This window comes from Streptomyces sp. NPDC044061, assembly GCF_056434305.1.
The window spans coordinates 19,491-36,516 of record NZ_JBWKFL010000065.1 but is presented as its reverse complement, the minus strand read 5'-3'; the positions used below and the strand labels follow the sequence as shown (position 1 = coordinate 36,516).

The window sequence follows — 17,026 nt, the reverse complement described above, 5'->3', positions numbered from 1 at the left end:
CTACCAGCGGTCCCGTTCCGCATGTACTCCCAGGTCAGCGCGCATCAGCCCCCGCCTGGACAGTGCCCCGGCCAGCCTTAACTTCCCGGCCTTGGGGCTTGACCTCTCTCTTCGGTCTCCATTTGGCGTCGTCCGCGCCGTTCGCTTTCGACGTGGAAAACATTACGGCAGCCAAAAGCCGGAGATGGCCAATTCCGCTTAGACCTCAATGAAATGACCCTGAGAGAAATTCTCAGGGTCATTTCGGAACCGCGGGAGTATTCACACAGCCTTTATTGCACGGCGGCTACTGCACGACCGTGATCCGGTTCGCCGCGGGAGGCGCGAGCGGCGAGCCGGCCGACGAGTTCGCCGTCAGGTACTTCTCCAGCGCGGCCAGGTCGTCCGAGCCCACGAGGTCGCCGGTGCCCTGCCCCAGGGTGGGGAAGCCGTCGCCGCCGCCCGCCAGGAAGCTGTTGGTGGCGACGCGGTAGGTGGCCGCCGGGTCGATCGCGGCCCCGTTCAGGCGGATGGAGTCGGTGACCACGCGGTCGGCGCCGGACTTGGTCAGGTCCAGGGTGTAGGTGAGGCCCGACGAGGGCTGGAGGATCTTCGGCGCCGCCGCGTTGGCCCCGCTCACCTGCTCCTTGAGCACCTGGATCAGCTGGGCGCCGGTGAAGTCCTGGAGGTTCACGGTGTTGGCGAAGGGCTGGACCGTGAAGCCCTCGGCGTAGGTGACGACGCCGTCGCCCTCGGCCCCCTTGGCCGCGTAGGTCAGACCCGCACGCACGCCGCCCGGGTTCATCAGGGCGAGGCTGGTCTTCGGGTCCAGCTCCTTGCCCTGGGCGAGCTGCGCGTCGGCGATCAGGTCGCCCATCGGGGACTCGGTGCCGGTGTTGTTGACGTCGGCGGATATGTAGCCGATGGGGCGGTTGCCGATGGGGGCCGCCAGGGTGTTCCAGCGGCTGATCAGGTCCGTCATGTCCGGGGCCTTGGCGACGTCCCGGGTGACCACGCGGTTGGCGGACTTCACGGCCGTACGCGCGATGTCGCCGGTGTAGCGGTCGTACGTCAGCGTGGTGTCGGTGTAGAGCCGGCCGAAGGAGGCCGCGGAGGTGACCATGCGGGGGCGGCCGGACGGGTCCGGGATGTCGCAGACGTACGCGTTGTGGGTGTGGCCGGTGACGAGGGCGTCGACGGCCGGTGTGACGTTCTTGGCGATGTCGACGATCGGGCCGGAGATGCCGGAGCCCGCGCCCGCGGAGTCGCAGTCGTAGTTGTAGGAACCGGAGGCCGGGAAGCCGCCCTCGTGGATCAGGGCCACGATCGACTGGACGCCCTGACGCTGCAGCACCTTGGCGTACTTGTTGATCGTCTCGACCTCGTCCTTGAAGGTCAGGCCCTTGACGCCGTCGGCGGAGACGATGCCCGGGGTGCCCTCAAGGGTGACGCCGATGAAGCCGATCCGGACGTCCTTCTTCTGCCAGATCCAGTACGGCTTCAGGATCGGGCTGCCGGTCTTCTCGTTCAGGACGTTCGCGGCCAGGTACGGGAAGTCCGCGCCCTCGAACTTCTTGTCGGCGTAGCAGCCGTCCGTGGGGTGGCAGCCGCCGTTCTGCAGCCGGGCGAGTTCCTTCGCGCCCTCGTCGAACTCGTGGTTGCCGACCGAGGTGACGTCCAGCTTCAGCTTGTTGAGCGCCTCGATGGTCGGCTCGTCGTGGAAGAGCCCGGACAGCAGCGGGGAGGCGCCGACCATGTCGCCGCCGGCCGCGGTGACCGAGTACGGGTGGCCCTGGCGGGCCTGGCGCAGGTGGGTCGCGAGGTACTCGACACCGCCCGCGTCGATCGTCTTCGTCGTGCCGTCGGGCTGGAGTTCGGTGACCCGCCCGGAGGAGCCGGACGGCGGCTCGAGGTTGCCGTGCAGGTCGTTGAAGGAGAGGAGCTGGACGTCCTGGTAGCGGCTCGGCCGCCCGTGCCCTCCGTGGTCTGCGTGGGCCTGGGCGGGCAGCGCGGCGACCAGGGCGGCGGCCGTGGCGAGCACGGTGGTCGCCCCGAGGAACGCGTACGTACGACGTCTGGTGCGCCGGGGTTCGGCTGGCATGGACCCCCCTGTGGGTCGGCTGTGGCGAGTGGGCCGTCAGCCGCGCAGCCTAGGGTCAACGCGCGTAGCACGACAGGGGGTTCATGGTTACATCCTGGTTTCCCTTTGCCGATTCCTTTACGCGCTGCGCTGTCGGCACTTCCCCCCGGCGGCCCCGTACCCTCGTACGCATGAGCAGCGACGACGCCGTACGGCCCTTCCCCTCCCGCTCCATCGAGACCCGCTCCGCACTCGGCCCGGACCGGTCCGAGGCCGTGCTCGGACTGCTCGCCGAGGCCGCCCACGTCGACGGGCAGCAGCCGGTGTCCGAGCAGGGGCGCCTGCAGCTGCGCGGGGGAGCCCGCGAGGGCGTCTCCCATCTGCTGCTGACCGTCGGGGACGAACTCGTCGGCTACGCCCAGCTGGAGGACACCGACCCGGTGGAGGCGCCGGCCGCCGAACTGGTCGTCCATCCCGCGCACCGGGGGCACGGACACGGGCGGGCGCTGGGCTCGGCGCTGCTCGCAGCCTCCGGCAAGCGGCTGCGGGTGTGGGCGCACGGCGGGCACTCCGCCGCCCGGCACCTCGCCCAGGTCCTGGGGCTGACCCTGTTCCGCGAACTGCGCCAGATGCGGCGGTCGTTGACCGACCTGGAGCTGCCCGAGCCGACGCTGACGGAGGGCGTGACCGTGCGCACCTTCGTGCCGGGCAAGGACGACACGGCCTGGCTCGCGGTCAACGCGGCGGCCTTCGCGCACCACCCCGAGCAGGGCTCGCTCGCCCAGCGCGACCTGGACGACCGCAAGGCCGAGCCGTGGTTCGACCCGGCCGGGTTCTTCCTCGCCGAGCGGCGCGGCGAGCTGGTCGGCTTCCACTGGACCAAGGTGCACGCCGAGGAGGGGCTCGGCGAGGTGTACGTGCTCGGGGTCCGGCCGGGCGAGCAGGGCGGCGGGCTCGGCAAGGCCCTCACCACGATCGGCCTGCGCCACCTGGCCGCGCAGGGGCTGCCCACGGCGATGCTCTACGTCGACGCGGACAACAAGGCGGCGGTGTCGGTGTACGAGCGCCTGGGCTTCAGGACGCACGAGACGGACCTGATGTACCGGACCGAAACCTGACATACCCGGGCGCGAGGGGTGGCCGTCTTGACGGCCACCCCTTTCTTACACCACCCTTTCACTACTCAATTAGTGAAAGGGTGGTTCAACGCGTGGTCGAATACCGCATCGACCGGCACAGCGGCGTCGCCACCTACGTCCAGATCGTCCAGCAGACCAAACAGGCCCTCCGGCTGGGCCTGCTGCGTCCCGGCGACAGGCTGCCGACGGCCCGCGAGGTCGTCGAGGCCACCGCGATCAACCCCAACACCGTCCTCAAGGCCTACCGCGAACTCGAGCGGGAGGGCCTGGTCGAGGCGCGGCGCGGGCTCGGCACCTTCGTCCGGCGCTCACTGGGCACCGCGCCCGCCGACTCGCCCCTGCGGGCCGAGCTGGAGGAATGGGCGGCGCGGGCCGCCGAGGCGGGCCTGGACCGGGACGACGTGGCGGCCCTGTTCACCGCCGTACTCGACAAGCACTTCCAGGGAGAACGTTCATGAGCGACACGGCTCTCGAGGCCGACGGCCTCGGCAGGCGTTTCGGGCGCCGGGGAGGCTGGGCGCTGCGCGACTGCGGCTTCCGGCTGCCCGCCGGGCGGGTATGCGCCGTGGTCGGGCCCAACGGCGCCGGCAAGTCGACGCTGCTCGCCCTCGCCGCAGGGCTGCTGCCGCCCACCGAGGGCCGGCTGAGGGTGCTCGGCGGCACGCCCGCCGAAGCCCGCGCCCGGGTCGGCTTCGTAGCCCAGGACAAGCCGCTGTATCCGCAGCTCACCGTCGCCGAGACACTGCGCATGGGCGCCGACCTCAACCCCGAACGCTGGGACGCGGCCACCGCCGAGCAGGTCGTGGCCGCCGGCGGCCTCGACCCCACATCCCGTATACGGTCCCTGTCCGGCGGTCAGCGCACCCGCGTCGCGCTCGCCCTCGCGCTCGGCAAGCGGCCCGAACTGCTGCTCCTGGACGAGCCGATGGCCGACCTCGACCCGCTCGCCCGGCACGAGCTGATGGGCACTCTGATGGCGGACGCCGCGCAGCACGGCACCACGATCGTGATGTCCTCGCACGTCGTCGCCGAGCTGGAGGACTCCTGCGACCACCTGCTGCTGCTCGGCGACGGGCAGGTCCGGCTGGCCGGCGAGCTCGACGACCTGCTCGCGGCCCATCTGAGGATCAGCGGGGCCGCCGACTCCGCCGATCTGTCCACGCACACCGTGATCGAGTCCCGGGTCACCGGCCGTCAGCTGAGCGCGCTGATCCGGCCCGCCGGACCGCTCCCCGGCGACCTGCGCGCCTCGGTGCCTTCGCTGGAGGAACTCGTCCTCGCCCACCTGCGCAATCCGCAGGCCCCCGCCCTCGCCCCCGCCGGGGCCGCCCGTGAGGAGAGTGCCGCGTGACCACCGCCCTGAGCACCCCGGCCGCCGCCCGCGGGCCCGCCGCGAAGCCACGCCTGGCCCACTGGCTGCTGCGCCTGCACCGCCCGGCGCTGTGCGTCTGGGCGGGCCTGGTGATCGCCCTGGCCGCCCTGCTGCTCGCCCTGCAGGGTCCGCTCGCCGACGCGGCGGCCGAGGGCTGGCGGCAGTACAACGCCTGCGGCGACGTCATGAGGTGCACGTACGACCAGGACTCGATCCTTCGCTACAAGAGGTACTACGACTACGCCACCCTCGCCCTGAACGGGCTGCCGCTCCTGGTGGCCGCCTGGGCGGGCGCCGCCCTGACCGGCCGGGAGCTGGAGTCCGGCACCGCGCGGCTGGCCTGGACGCAGAGCACCTCGCCGGCCCGCTGGCTGGCGGTCCGGCTCGCCGTACCGGCGGCCGCCGTCACCGCCGCGACCTGCCTGCTGTTCTGGCTGCACCACCTCGCCTGGGCCGCGGGCCGGGGCCGCATCGACACCGCCAAGAACTGGTCCGACCTGTGGACCTTCAACACCAACGGCCCCACCGTCGCCGCCCTGGCCCTCGCCGGCCTCGCGGCCGGCGCCCTGGCGGGCCTGCTGCTGCGCCGTACGCTGGCCGCGCTGGTCGCGGGCCTGGTGGTCACCGTGGGCGCCGGGGGCCTGGCCTGGGCGCTGATGCCCCACCTGTGGCCGGCGGTCACCCGGGTCGGCACCCTCAAGCAGGGCTACCGGGGCGACGGCCTCGTCGTCGAGCAGGGCCTGGTGTCGAAGACCGGCGCACACCTGCCGATCCCGCACTGCACCTCCACCCCCGGCTGCGACGCGGCCTACGCGCACGCCGTCGGCTACTTCAACACGTACCACCCCTACGCCCACTACTGGCCGCTCCAGCTGACCACGACCGCGCTGCTCCTGGCCGTCGCCGGTCTGCTCGTGCTCGGCTCGTTCCTGGTGCTGCGGCGGCTGACCGTGGCGCACACCGAGGAGGCCTCCGCATGAGCGGCACCGCCGTGCAGGGCCTGCCCCGCACCGTGCTGCGGCTGCACCGCCCGGCCCTGCTGCTGTGGACCGCCTTCGTCGCCCTGGCGCTCGGCGAACTGCTCTGGGTCCACTTCTCCGGGGCTCCCCGGGACAGGGTCTGCTTCCACAGCCCGGGCGCCGTGTGCACGTACACCGCCTTCACCGACGTCAACAACGTCATGAACCTCCTCGGCGAGGCCCTCTCCTACGCCCCCTGCGCGGTGGCCGCCTGGGCGGGAGCCGCGCTGATCGGCCGCGAACTGGAGTCCGGCACCGCCAGGCTGGCCTGGGCCCAGTCCGCCTCGCCGGCCCGCTGGCTCGCGGCCAAGCTCGCCACCGCCGCCGTACCCCTGCTGGCCGGCAGCGCCGTCCTCGCCGTGGCCTTCGGCTGGGTGTGGACCGCCGACGGTGACGACCTCGTCACCCACTGGAGCTGGGACCGCGTCTTCGTCCCGCGCGGGCCGCTGCTCCCGGCGCTCGTGCTGTGCGCCCTGGCCACGGGGGCCCTCGCCGGGCTGGCGCTGCGCCGCACGTTGCCCGCGCTGGGCGCGGCTCTCGCGGTGACCCTGGTGCTCCGGCTGTACCTGCGCGAGGCCTGGAAGCCCCTGCGCGGCACGCTGTCCGGTTTCTGGTCCCTGCACCTGACGGCGACCGGCATCGTCCTCGCCCTGACCCTGCTCGCCACCGCCGGAGCGTTCGCGCTGCTGCGGCGCCGGTCCGCCTAGCCGGGCGGCGAGCCAGGGGCCCGTACGTCTCTCCACGGGTGGAGGGGCGTACGGGATCGTCACTTCGGCGGATCGAGGGGGTCGTTTTCGCGACGGGAACTCCTTCGATCCGCCCCCCGATATCCCGGACGTCATGTCTCCGTAACCATCGATTCAGAAGGACTTGCGACGCTCGGCCAATGAAGCCCGCCGTGCCAGAGCCTTCGCCGCCCCCCGAGGGGGCCGCGGGAGACGGGGCCGTGACGCTCCCGCCCGCACGTTCCGACGCGCCTGTCTCGCCCCTGGCGCGGAAGAATGGGTTCATGAGTCAGCAAGACACCCAGGCAGAGGTCCAGCACGTCCAGCCCTCCGTGGGCTCCATAGCCGCTCACCGCCAGCACGCCGTGTCGGCGGCGGTGTCCGACCTCGAACCCGACATCGATGCCGACCTCGACGCGTACGAGGAGCAGCAGGCCGACGGGGCTCCACTGCCGCAGGGCCGCTTCCTCGACCGGGAGCGCAGCTGGCTCGCGTTCAACGAGCGCGTTCTGGAGCTCGCCGAGGACCCCAACACGCCCCTGCTGGAGCGAGCCAACTTCCTGGCGATCTTCGCCAGCAACCTGGACGAGTTCTTCATGGTCCGGGTGGCCGGTCTGAAGCGCCGCATCGCGACGGGGGTCGCCACCCGCTCGGCCTCCGGCCTCCAGCCACGCGAGGTGCTGGAGATGATCTGGGCCCGCTCGCGCGAGCTGATGGCCCGGCACGCCGCCTGCTACCACGAGGACGTCGCCCCCGCGCTCGCCGAGGAGGGCATCCACCTGGTCCGCTGGAACGAGCTGACCGAGAAGGAACAGGCACGCCTGTTCACGCTCTTCCGGCACCAGATCTTCCCGGTCCTGACCCCACTGGCCGTGGACCCCGCCCACCCCTTCCCGTACATCTCCGGCCTGTCGCTGAACCTGGCCGTCGTCGTACGCAACCCCGTCAGCGGCCACAAGCACTTCGCGCGCGTGAAAGTGCCGCCGCTGCTCTCCCGCTTCCTGGAGGCCGCGCCCGGCCGGTACGTCCCGCTGGAGGACGTCATCGCCGCGCACCTGGAGGAGCTGTTCCCGGGCATGGAGGTGCTCGAGCACCACGCCTTCCGGCTCACCCGCAACGAGGACCTGGAGGTCGAGGAGGACGACGCCGAGAACCTCCTGCAGGCCCTGGAGAAGGAACTCATGCGGCGCCGCTTCGGGCCGCCGGTGCGCCTGGAGGTCGAGGAGTCCATCGACCGCGAGGTGCTGGATCTCCTCGTGCGCGAGCTGAAGATCTCCGAGGCCGAGGTGTACCCGCTGCCGGGCCCCCTGGACCTCACCGGTCTCTTCCGCGTCCACGGCCTGGACCGCCCGGAGCTGAAGTACCCGAAGTTCATCGCGGGCACCCACCGCGACCTGGCCGAGGTGGAGTCCGCGTCCGCGCCGGACATCTTCGCGGCCCTGCGCGCCCGGGACGTGCTGCTGCACCACCCGTACGACTCCTTCTCCACCTCAGTCCAGGCATTCCTGGAGCAGGCGGCGGGCGACCCGGACGTCCTCGCCATCAAGCAGACGCTGTACCGCACCTCGGGCGACTCCCCCATAGTCGACGCGCTCATCGACGCCGCCGAGTCCGGCAAGCAGGTCCTGGTCCTGGTCGAGATCAAGGCCCGCTTCGACGAGCACGCCAACATCAAGTGGGCGCGCAAGCTGGAGGAGGCCGGCTGCCATGTCGTGTACGGCCTGGTCGGCCTGAAGACGCACTGCAAGCTGTCGCTGGTGGTCCGCCAGGAGGGCGAGACGCTCCGGCGCTACAGCCACGTCGGCACGGGCAACTACCACCCCAAGACGGCCCGGCTGTACGAGGACCTCGGCCTGCTCACCGCCGACCCCCAGGTGGGCGCGGACCTCTCCGACCTCTTCAACCGCCTCTCCGGCTACTCGCGCCGCGAGACGTACCGCCGTCTGCTGGTCGCCCCCAAGTCCCTGCGGGACGGTCTGGTCGCGCGGATCGACAAGGAGGTCCAGCACCACCGTGCGGGCCGCCCGGCCTTCGTCCGCATCAAGGTCAACTCGATGGTCGACGAGGCGGTCATCGACGCGCTCTACCGCGCGTCCCAGGCGGGCGTCCCGGTCGACATCTGGGTGCGTGGCATCTGCGCCGTCCGCCCGGGCGTCGCGGGTCTGTCGGAGAACGTCCGGGTCCGCTCGATCCTCGGTCGCTTCCTCGAGCACTCCCGGGTCTTCGCCTTCGGCAACGGCGGTGAACCCGAGGTGTGGATCGGCAGCGCCGACATGATGCACCGCAACCTCGACCGCCGGATAGAGGCCCTGGTCCGGGTCGTCGACCCCGGCCACCGCGCAGCCCTCAACCGGCTGCTGGACACCGGCATGTCCGACGGCACCGCCTCCTGGCACCTCGGCCCGGACGGCGAGTGGACGCGACACGCGACCGACGCGGACGGCCAACCCCTGCGCAACGTCCAGGAGATGCTCATAGACGCCCGGAGGCGCCGGCGTGGCACAGCAACACCTTGACCCGACGGACCCCACGGCCTCGGAGGTGACGGGAGAGGCACTCGCGGGTTATCTGCGCGCCCAGGCCACGGAGTTCCTCCGGGCGCTGCGTCTGCACCGTGAGACGGGTGGCGGCCCGTCGGGCGGCGCGGAGGCTTCCGTCGACGCGGCCCGGGCGCTGCGCCGCTCGGCCCGCCGCATCAGCGGCAGCCTGCACACCTTCCGTCCCCTGCTGGACGCGGACTGGTCCGAGGAGATGCGCCCGGAACTGGCCTGGCTGTCGGGCACGTTGGGACTCGAGCACGCCTACGAGTCCCGCCTGGAGAGGCTCCTGCTGGCGCTGCACCGGCTGTCGGGGGCGGCGGCCCTTCCGGAGCAGGCCGCCGTGACCGCGGGCAGCCGTGCCGCCGGGGCGGCACGGGTCGGCGGGGCGGCACGGGTCGGCGGGGCGGCACTGGAGAACAGCAGTGGTCCCGCCGCCCCGGAACGCGGCAATCTGACGGTGGGCGCGGCGAAGGCGGGCGCCCTGCTCGAGCGCCAGCTGACCCTCGCCCGGACCCGCGCCCACTCCACGGCCCTCCAGGCCCTCGGCTCCTCCCGCTTCCACGCCGTTGCCGACAAGGTCGCCGTACTCGCCAGCGAGGTGCCCCTCACCCCCACCGCGCCCACCACCGGCCTGCGCCCCCTCGCGGCCGCCGCCGAGGAGCGCCTCACGGACTCCATCGCCGCCCTGCCCCTGCTCACCGCCGGTCATCCCTACAACGCGGAGGCCCTGGTCCACGGCCTGTCCCCGGATCCCTCCCCGCACCCCCAGGACGGCCCCTGGCACCAGGTCCGCCTGCTGCTGCGCCTGCACCGCTACGCCCAGGAGGTGCTGTTCGGCGGCAGCTTCCCGGTGGACGCGCGCCTGCTGACCGCGGGCCAGGCCCTGAACCGGCACCGGGACGCCTCCGAGGCGGCGGCCGCGGCCGCGCAGGCGGCCCGTACGCCCCGCATCGCGCCGGCGACGGCGTACGCGCTCGGCGTGCTCCACGCCGACCAACGGCACGAGGTGGAGGCGGCCAGGTTCGCCTTCCAGCAGGCGTGGCAGAAGCAGACGGTCAACGCGCCCTGAACCCTCCCGAGGAGGCGGTGTGAACGACACGACGGTCCAGGCGGCGGGCTGCGTGCTGTGGCGCCGCTCGCCGGTGGACGAGGAGTTGGAGATCTGCCTGGTCCACCGGCCGAAGTACGACGACTGGTCTCATCCGAAGGGCAAGCTCAAGCGGGGTGAGGACGCGCTCGCGGGCGCCCTGCGCGAGGTCGCGGAGGAGACCGGATACACGGCCGAGCCCGGGAACGAGCTGCCGGCCCAGCGCTACTTTGCCAACGGCCGCCCCAAGCAGGTGCGTTACTGGGCGGCCGAGGCCGTCTCCGGCCGCTTCGTCCCGAACGACGAGGTGGACCGGATCCTGTGGCTCTCCCCCGCCGCGGGCCGGTGCCGACTGACCCAGCCCCGCGACCGCGACCTCGTGGACACCCTCGTCCGGGTATTCGAACACATGTAGCGGAAGGGTGAACGCCGGGGAAATGATCACCTGCGTGTCTTCTGCGTGACGCGCGAGCCTGTTGGGATAGGTCTGCACCACCTGGCACGAACGTCCAACTCGACGCATTCACAGGGGAGTTGCCAGAACGATGCACATCAAGAAGAGCGCCGCGCTCATCGTGGCCGCAGCCGCCGTCGCCACCGCCGCGAGCGTGGTACCGGCCGCCGCCCAGAACGACGGCCGCTGCACCACCAGCGTCAGCTCGAACCTGTTCGGCGAGCTGTGTCTGTACTACAACTCCGGCCTCTCCGGCTCGCACGCCGACTTCAACGTGCCGACCCGGGACCACGCCGGCTACGTCTTCTCCTCCTCCGGCGCGGGCCAGGGCCAGCCGGTGAAGAACAACGCGGCCTCGGCCACCAACCTCGACCCCGACTGCACCGCGAGCATCTACTACAACAGCGGCTGGAGCGGCCCGGCCGACTACATCCCGGCCAAGTCGTCGGTCTCCCGCCTGAACAACACCTACAACAACAACGCCTCCAACCACTGGGAATGCCCGTGAGCGTGCGGCCGCGGGGACGCCTGTTCGTCCCCGCGGCCGCGGCCGCCCTCCTGCTCGCGGCCTGCGGCACCTCCGCGAACCCCGCACCGCCCCAGCGGCACGGCTCGCCCGCCAGGCCGGTCGTCCTGCCCGAGCCGCTCCTCGAACGCCCCGTCGACACCGCCCGGTTGTCGCCCCTGGAACTGGCCGCCGTCGGCCGCGCCGAACTCATCGAGCGCGCCGCCTGCATGCGCCGCTACGGCTTCGACGACCGCGTCCGCTTCACTCGCAGCCTCTACGCGACACTCCCGGACCGCTCCTACGGCGTGATGACCGACGAGGACGCCCGCCGCTACGGCTACCACATGGCCCCGGACGTCGACCCGCGCGTGCCCGCGAACCAGCGCAAGCGGACCGACCTGGTGACGTCCCGGCAGCCGAGGACGGCCGCGGACCGCCGGGTGCGCGCCCTCGTGCTCTACGGCACCGCGTCCGGCACCCTCACCGAGGCGGACGTCCGGCGTGCCGACGGGCCCCAGCCGCTGCGCGAGGCCAAGGTCATCGGCACCTACCGGGACCGCCCGGTCCGAGAGGGCGGCTGCGCCGAGGAGGCCCGCACCCGGATCGTCGGAGACGGCGGCAGCGAACGCAACCCGGTCGCCATGCGCATCTACCTGACCGCCTTCGAAGAGGCGGAGAAGGACCCCGGGGTGCGCAGGACCGTCACGGCCTGGTCGTCCTGCATGGCCCGTGAGGGGTACCACTACGACTCCCCGCTGGACGCCGGCACCGACCTGCCCACCGCCCGCCGGCCCGCACCCGACGCCCGCGAGAAGGCCGTCGCCCGCGCCGACATGGCCTGCAAGCACGACACCCGCCTGATCGAGGTCTGGTCGGCCGCCGAGGCTCGTCACGAACGGCGGGCCATGGCGCGCCCGAAGAAGGCGCTCGCGGCGGAGACGGCGCGCAAACAGCGCATGCTCAAGCGTGCGCTGAAGGTCCTCGCCACCACCGAGGACGCGGGGGCCTGAGCCGCCCCGGCGCCGAAACCGGGCGCCTCACAGGCCGCCCGCGTGGCCCTCCGCGTCCGTTCTGGCCTGGCTGCGCGCCCGGCGGGCCGGGCCGCGCCAGCCACAGGTGCAGCGGGCCACACAGAACCGGCCCTGCTCTGTCGTCGTCGTGAGGTGCTCCTGCCCCTGCCGGGCTCGCTCCGGCCCGTCCTGCTGCGCCACGACGACAACGTTACCGACTATGCGATTAAAGGGTTTGTATGCCCTTTCCCAGCCTTGGGCAGTGCGTGACGGCACACCCCTACTCGTCGTTAACCGAAACGACAGGGGGCCCGTGACGGACGTACCGGCTGGGGGTAGGCAGGCGATGGATCGGCGGCAGCACAGGCGGTCGGGCAGGACGGTCGTCGCGGTGGGGATCTTCGGGATCACGGTCGGACTCGGGGCAGCCACCACGGGGTGTTCCGGCAGCGGCGCCGCGGCGGAGGGCGTGAACGGCGCGGGTGGTGACCCGGTGGCCACCCTGCGGCAGGCCGCCGACACCCTGCGCGGCGCGGGCAGTTCCAAGGCCACCACGTCCATGGAGATGGCGACCGGCGGCACCCGGGTCACCATCCGCGGCAGAGGCGTCTACGACTACCGGCGCCGGCTCGGGCAGCTGACCGTCGTGCTGCCGGAGGATCCGGCGGGGGCCTCCGAGCACCGACCCATCACCGAACTCCTGGCCCCCGGCGCCCTGTTCATGAAGAACCGGGGCGCCGGAGTGCCCGCCGACAAATGGGTCCGGGTGGAGACCGCGACCCTGTCCGACGGCAACCTCGTCACCGGCGGCGCGACGGACCCGTACGCCGCCGCGGAGGTGCTGCGCGGGACGCGTACGGCGACGTACGAGGGGCGGACGGAGGTCGGCGGGACCCCGGTGCGGCACTACCGCGGCACGGCCGATCTGGCCCGCGCGGCCGGGTCCGCCTCCGCGGACGTCAGGGCACCCCTGCGGGCGGCGGCAAAGGGCTTCGCCACGGCCGAGGTGCCGTTCGACGTCTACCTCGACGACCAGGGCCGCATCCGCAAGCTGCGCCAGCGCTTCAGCTTCGTCAACGGCCGGGAGAAGACCGCCGTGGCGGTCGCCTCGACCACCCTGCTTTACGACTTCGGCGCCCCTGTCGACGTACGCCTGCCGAGGCCGAAGGACATCTACGCGGGCCGTATCGCCGAGAGCGAGGCCGAAAACCAGCCAGGGCACTAGTCAGGGACGCCACCCTCGAACTAGCCCGTCCGTGCCATGCGCGGTGTGTAGAGCCCTGCCTACTCTAGGAAGTCGGTGACGGCAGAGAAGAGGTGACGCACGTGGCTCCGCTCGGCGGTACGGCAGTTCAGGACCACGTGGCCCTCGCCGAGATCGAACTCTGCGGAGAGCTGATCATCGCCGCCTCGGCCGCCGAGGACCGGCTGAGCATGGAGAGCATCGACGAGGTGCTGCGGGTGGCCGAGGAGCGGAAATCCGCCGAGGTGTGAACGTTCCGGTTCGGCGGCTCAGGTGCGCAGCAGCCGGCCGATCGCCTTCGTGGCCTCGTCCACCTTCGCGTCGATCTCGTCGCCGCCCTTGAGGGCCGCGTCCGCGACGCAGTGCCGCAGGTGCTCCTCCAGCAGCTGCAGGGCGAAGGACTGCAGGGCCTTGGTGGAGGCGGACACCTGGGTGAGTATGTCGATGCAGTAGGTGTCCTCGTCGACCATGCGCTGCAGACCCCGGATCTGGCCCTCGATCCGGCGCAGTCGCTTGAGGTGCTCGTCCTTCTGCTTGTGGTAACCGTGCGTGGCGCCGGCCTCGGTCGTCGTCATCGCGGGCCTCCATCTCGGGACGAGCTTCGGATACATACCCCTACTGGGTATATGGTAACGAATTTTGCTGGGTAGAGAGCCCTTGGTCCGCCCCCGTGCTGATCACTGTGTCCGATGGGCGACACTGGGGGACGGCCCGATAGCCGTGGCCGGATGATGCGCCTAGCATCAGCCTGACCGAAACCGAAGCACCCCGAGGACCCCACGTGCGCTTTCGTCTGACCCCCAGGGAGACGAGCTTCTACGACATGTTCGCCGCATCCGCGGACAACATCGTCACCGGCTCGAAACTCCTGATGGAACTGCTCGGGGCGGACGCGTCTGCCCGGGCCGAGATCGCAGAGCGTATGCGGGCCGCGGAACACGCGGGTGACGACGCCACGCACGCGATCTTCCACCAGCTGAACTCCTCGTTCATCACGCCGTTCGACCGCGAGGACATCTACTCCCTCGCCAGTTCGCTCGACGACATCATGGACTTCATGGAGGAGGCCGTCGACCTGGTCGTCCTCTACAACGTCGAGGAGCTGCCGAAGGGTGTCGAGCAGCAGATCGAGGTCCTGGCCCGGGCCGCCGAGCTGACGGCGGAGGCGATGCCGAACCTCCGCACGATGGACAACCTCACCGAGTACTGGATCGAGGTGAACCGTCTGGAGAACCAGGCGGACCAGATCCACCGCAAGCTGCTGGCCCACCTTTTCAACGGCAAGTACGACGCGATCGAGGTGCTCAAGCTCAAGCAGATCGTGGACGTCCTGGAAGAGGCGGCGGACGCGTTCGAGCACGTGGCGAACACGGTGGAGACCATCGCGGTCAAGGAGTCCTGAGGCGTCGATGGACACCTTCGCCCTGGTCGTGACCATCGCGGTCGCGCTCTTCTTCACGTACACGAACGGCTTCCACGACTCCGCGAACGCGATCGCGACGTCGGTGTCGACGCGGGCGCTGACCCCGCGGGCGGCTCTCGCCATGGCCGCGGTGATGAACCTCGCGGGCGCCTTCCTGGGCTCCGGGGTCGCCAAGACCGTCAGCGAGGGCCTGATCGAGACGCCCCAGGGCCCGACGGGCATGGGCATTCTCTTCGCCGCCCTTCTCGGCGCGATCGTCTGGAACCTGATCACCTGGTACTTCGGCCTGCCCTCCTCGTCCTCCCACGCTCTCTTCGGCGGTCTGGTGGGGGCGGCGCTGGCGGGGGGCACGACCGTGCTCTGGAACGGCGTCCTCGACAAGGTCGTCATCCCGATGTTCCTGTCGCCGATCGTCGGTCTGCTCGTCGGCTACCTGGTCATGACGGCGATCCTGTGGCTGTTCCGCAGGTCCAACCCGCACAAGGCCAAGCGGGGCTTCCGTATAGCCCAGACCGTCTCGGCGGCCGGGATGGCCCTCGGTCACGGCCTCCAGGACGCCCAGAAGACGATGGGCGTCGTGGTGATGGCGCTGGTGATTTCCGGCCACCAGACTTACAGCGACCCGATCCCGGTCTGGGTGAAGATCGTCTGTGCCGTGATGCTGTCCCTCGGCACCTACGCCGGCGGCTGGCGGATCATGCGCACGCTGGGCCGCAAGATCATCGAACTCGACCCCCCGCAGGGCTTCGCGGCGGAGACCACCGGCGCGTCGATCATGTTCACCACCGCGTACATCTTCAAGGCACCGATCTCCACCACTCACGTGATCACGTCCGCGATCATGGGTGTGGGCGCGACGAAGCGGCTGAACGCCGTCCGCTGGGGCGTGGCCAAGAACATCGTCCTCGGCTGGTTCATCACGATGCCGGCGGCGGCACTGGTCGCTGCCGCTGCCTTCGGCCTGATCAACCTGACGATCCTGTAGCCGGACCCCAGGGGGCTCCGCCCCCCGGACCCCCGATCTCGCCCACCACACCCACCCGACTCGGCCGGCCGAAAAGCCGGACGAGGGGGTGGGTGTTCGCGTCGATCCCAGCCACAAGCACCTCCCCCCCACCGGGGCCCGAAGGACGTCAGGACCCACCTGACCACCCCGCTCCCGCCCGCCTGATCACCCCGCTCCCGCCCGCCTGATCAACCCGAGCTGCGCGCGGCCCAGGCCCGGCCAGCCGCCCTCAGCCAACCGAGCCCCGCAGCCCGCACCCCTCAACCCACCGAGCCACTCCATCCCCTCACCCCAACCTCTCCGCCCCACCCCGCAGCCCGCACCCCTCAGCCAACCGAGCCACTCCATCCCCTCACCCCAACCTCTCCACCGGCCAAGCCCCCACCGTGCAGCCCGCCCCCTCAACCCACCGAGCCCACCCACCCCCTGCCTTCCGCCTCTCAGGCAACCGAGTCGGGTGGGTGGGTGGGAAGCGGGGGTCAGGGGCGGAGCCCCGGCGGGGTTGGGGGCTGAGCCCCCGAGACCAGGGGGCGCGGGACCGGAGACCCCGAGACCAGGGGGCGCGGGAACGCAATGGGCCCGCCCCCGGGAGCCAGGGGCGGGCCCTCTTGCATCCTCACGGTGGCACCGCCATGCAGCACCGCGAGGGGTTCTGGGGATCAGCCGAAGCGGCCGGAGATGTAGTCCTCCGTGGCCTGCACCGACGGGTTGGAGAAGATCCGCTCGGTGTCGTCGATCTCGATCAGCCGACCCGGCTGCCCCACGGCCGCCAGGTTGAAGAAGGCCGTACGGTCCGAGACACGAGCCGCCTGCTGCATGTTGTGCGTCACGATGACGATCGTGAACCGTTCCTTCAGCTCACCGATCAGGTCCTCGATGGCGAGCGTCGAGATCGGGTCCAGCGCCGAGCAGGGCTCGTCCATGAGCAGGACCTTCGGCTCGACGGCGATCGCCCGCGCGATGCACAGACGCTGCTGCTGACCACCCGAGAGGCCGGAGCCCGGCTTGTTCAGGCGGTCCTTCACCTCGTTCCAGAGGTTCGCGCCCTTGAGCGACTTCTCCACGATGTCGTTCAGCTGGGACTTCTTGTAGCTGCCGTTCAGCCGCAGCCCCGCCGCCACGTTGTCGAAGATCGACATCGTCGGGAACGGGTTCGGGCGCTGGAAGACCATGCCCACCTCGCGCCGCACCGAGACCGGGTCGACGCCGGCGCCGTAGAGGTCCTCGTCGTCCAGGAGCACCTTGCCCTCGACGCGGCCACCGGGCGTGACCTCGTGCATACGGTTCAGCGTGCGCAGGAACGTGGACTTGCCGCAGCCGGACGGTCCGATGAACGCCGTCACCGAGCGCGGCTCGACCGTCATCGAGATGTCTTCGATCGCCTTGTGGGAGCCGTAGTAGGCGGTGAGTCCGCTTACGTCGATTCGCTTGGCCATGTGTC

The 17,026-nt window shown here is 71.2% G+C and carries 18 protein-coding genes; 14 read left to right on the top strand and 4 right to left on the bottom strand.

From position 1 onward, the window contains the following. Positions 1–286: 286 nt before the first annotated feature. Complete coding sequence (locus AC07CM_RS45870) at positions 287–2,080, bottom strand: bifunctional metallophosphatase/5'-nucleotidase (protein WP_478882513.1); 1,794 nt, start codon at positions 2,078–2,080, stop codon at positions 287–289. Positions 2,081–2,250: 170 nt separating this feature from the next. On the opposite strand from AC07CM_RS45870, the gene mshD reads away from it, so the two are divergent. The 10 genes from mshD to AC07CM_RS45820 all read left to right on the top strand — a co-directional run bounded on the left by mshD (position 2,251) and on the right by AC07CM_RS45820 (position 11,913). Further along, the gene (mshD, locus tag AC07CM_RS45865; protein ID WP_478882512.1) at positions 2,251–3,177 is read left to right on the top strand and encodes a mycothiol synthase; all 927 of its coding nucleotides are present in this window, start codon (positions 2,251–2,253) and stop codon (positions 3,175–3,177) included. Between the two features lie 92 nt (positions 3,178–3,269). Continuing rightward, positions 3,270–3,656 (top strand): GntR family transcriptional regulator, encoded by a 387-nt coding sequence (locus AC07CM_RS45860; protein WP_478882511.1) that lies wholly within the window; start codon positions 3,270–3,272, stop codon positions 3,654–3,656. Next, complete coding sequence (locus tag AC07CM_RS45855; protein WP_478882510.1) at positions 3,653–4,549, top strand: ABC transporter ATP-binding protein; 897 nt, start codon at positions 3,653–3,655, stop codon at positions 4,547–4,549. Before AC07CM_RS45860 ends, AC07CM_RS45855 begins: the two co-directional genes overlap by 4 nt. Then, positions 4,546–5,550 carry an ABC transporter permease gene (locus tag AC07CM_RS45850; RefSeq protein ID WP_478882509.1) on the top strand — a complete coding sequence of 335 codons (1,005 nt, stop codon included), beginning with the start codon at positions 4,546–4,548 and terminating at the stop codon, positions 5,548–5,550. The genes AC07CM_RS45855 and AC07CM_RS45850 overlap by 4 nt, the downstream gene beginning before the upstream one ends. Then, on the top strand, positions 5,547–6,296 hold the full coding sequence (locus AC07CM_RS45845) for a hypothetical protein (RefSeq protein WP_478882508.1): 750 nt from the start codon (positions 5,547–5,549) through the stop codon (positions 6,294–6,296). The genes AC07CM_RS45850 and AC07CM_RS45845 overlap by 4 nt, the downstream gene beginning before the upstream one ends. A gap of 179 nt (positions 6,297–6,475) precedes the next feature. Further along, entirely contained in the window at positions 6,476–8,830 is a 2,355-nt protein-coding gene (locus AC07CM_RS45840; protein WP_478882507.1) for an RNA degradosome polyphosphate kinase, read from the top strand. After that, positions 8,811–9,923, top strand: a complete 1,113-nt coding sequence (locus AC07CM_RS45835; RefSeq protein WP_478882506.1) for a CHAD domain-containing protein — start codon at positions 8,811–8,813, stop codon at positions 9,921–9,923. The genes AC07CM_RS45840 and AC07CM_RS45835 overlap by 20 nt, the downstream gene beginning before the upstream one ends. A gap of 19 nt (positions 9,924–9,942) precedes the next feature. After that, positions 9,943–10,356, top strand: coding sequence for an NUDIX hydrolase (locus AC07CM_RS45830; protein WP_478882505.1), 414 nt, complete (start codon positions 9,943–9,945; stop codon positions 10,354–10,356). 130 nt (positions 10,357–10,486) lie between these two features. Next, positions 10,487–10,903, top strand: a complete 417-nt coding sequence (locus tag AC07CM_RS45825) for a peptidase inhibitor family I36 protein (RefSeq protein WP_478882504.1) — start codon at positions 10,487–10,489, stop codon at positions 10,901–10,903. Then, entirely contained in the window at positions 10,900–11,913 is a 1,014-nt protein-coding gene (locus tag AC07CM_RS45820) for a hypothetical protein (RefSeq protein WP_478882503.1), read from the top strand. The genes AC07CM_RS45825 and AC07CM_RS45820 overlap by 4 nt, the downstream gene beginning before the upstream one ends. 27 nt (positions 11,914–11,940) lie before the next feature. Here AC07CM_RS45820 and AC07CM_RS45815 read toward each other — a convergent pair whose 3' ends face one another. Further along, positions 11,941–12,114: a hypothetical protein gene (locus tag AC07CM_RS45815; protein WP_478882502.1), complete on the bottom strand. Its 174-nt coding sequence runs from the start codon at positions 12,112–12,114 to the stop codon at positions 11,941–11,943. Between the two features lie 145 nt (positions 12,115–12,259). Between AC07CM_RS45815 and AC07CM_RS45810 the strand changes: the two genes are divergently transcribed. Both AC07CM_RS45810 and AC07CM_RS45805 read left to right on the top strand, forming a co-directional pair. Further along, the gene (locus tag AC07CM_RS45810; RefSeq protein WP_478882501.1) at positions 12,260–13,138 is read left to right on the top strand and encodes an SCO4651 family lipoprotein; all 879 of its coding nucleotides are present in this window, start codon (positions 12,260–12,262) and stop codon (positions 13,136–13,138) included. Between the two features lie 101 nt (positions 13,139–13,239). Then, on the top strand, positions 13,240–13,407 hold the full coding sequence (locus tag AC07CM_RS45805; RefSeq protein WP_478882515.1) for a hypothetical protein: 168 nt from the start codon (positions 13,240–13,242) through the stop codon (positions 13,405–13,407). Between the two features lie 18 nt (positions 13,408–13,425). On the opposite strand, the gene AC07CM_RS45800 is transcribed toward AC07CM_RS45805, so the two are convergent. Beyond that, positions 13,426–13,731 (bottom strand): metal-sensitive transcriptional regulator, encoded by a 306-nt coding sequence (locus tag AC07CM_RS45800; protein WP_020940900.1) that lies wholly within the window; start codon positions 13,729–13,731, stop codon positions 13,426–13,428. A 206-nt stretch (positions 13,732–13,937) separates the two neighbouring features. Between AC07CM_RS45800 and AC07CM_RS45795 the strand changes: the two genes are divergently transcribed. Both AC07CM_RS45795 and AC07CM_RS45790 read left to right on the top strand, forming a co-directional pair. Then, positions 13,938–14,558: a DUF47 domain-containing protein gene (locus AC07CM_RS45795; RefSeq protein ID WP_009326469.1), complete on the top strand. Its 621-nt coding sequence runs from the start codon at positions 13,938–13,940 to the stop codon at positions 14,556–14,558. A gap of 7 nt (positions 14,559–14,565) precedes the next feature. Further along, a complete protein-coding gene (locus tag AC07CM_RS45790) occupies positions 14,566–15,564 on the top strand; it encodes an inorganic phosphate transporter (RefSeq protein ID WP_478882500.1) in 999 nt (332 codons plus the stop codon). A 680-nt stretch (positions 15,565–16,244) separates the two neighbouring features. On the opposite strand, the gene pstB is transcribed toward AC07CM_RS45790, so the two are convergent. Further along, positions 16,245–17,021, bottom strand: a complete 777-nt coding sequence (pstB, locus tag AC07CM_RS45785; protein WP_067120515.1) for a phosphate ABC transporter ATP-binding protein PstB — start codon at positions 17,019–17,021, stop codon at positions 16,245–16,247. Positions 17,022–17,026 lie beyond the last annotated feature (5 nt).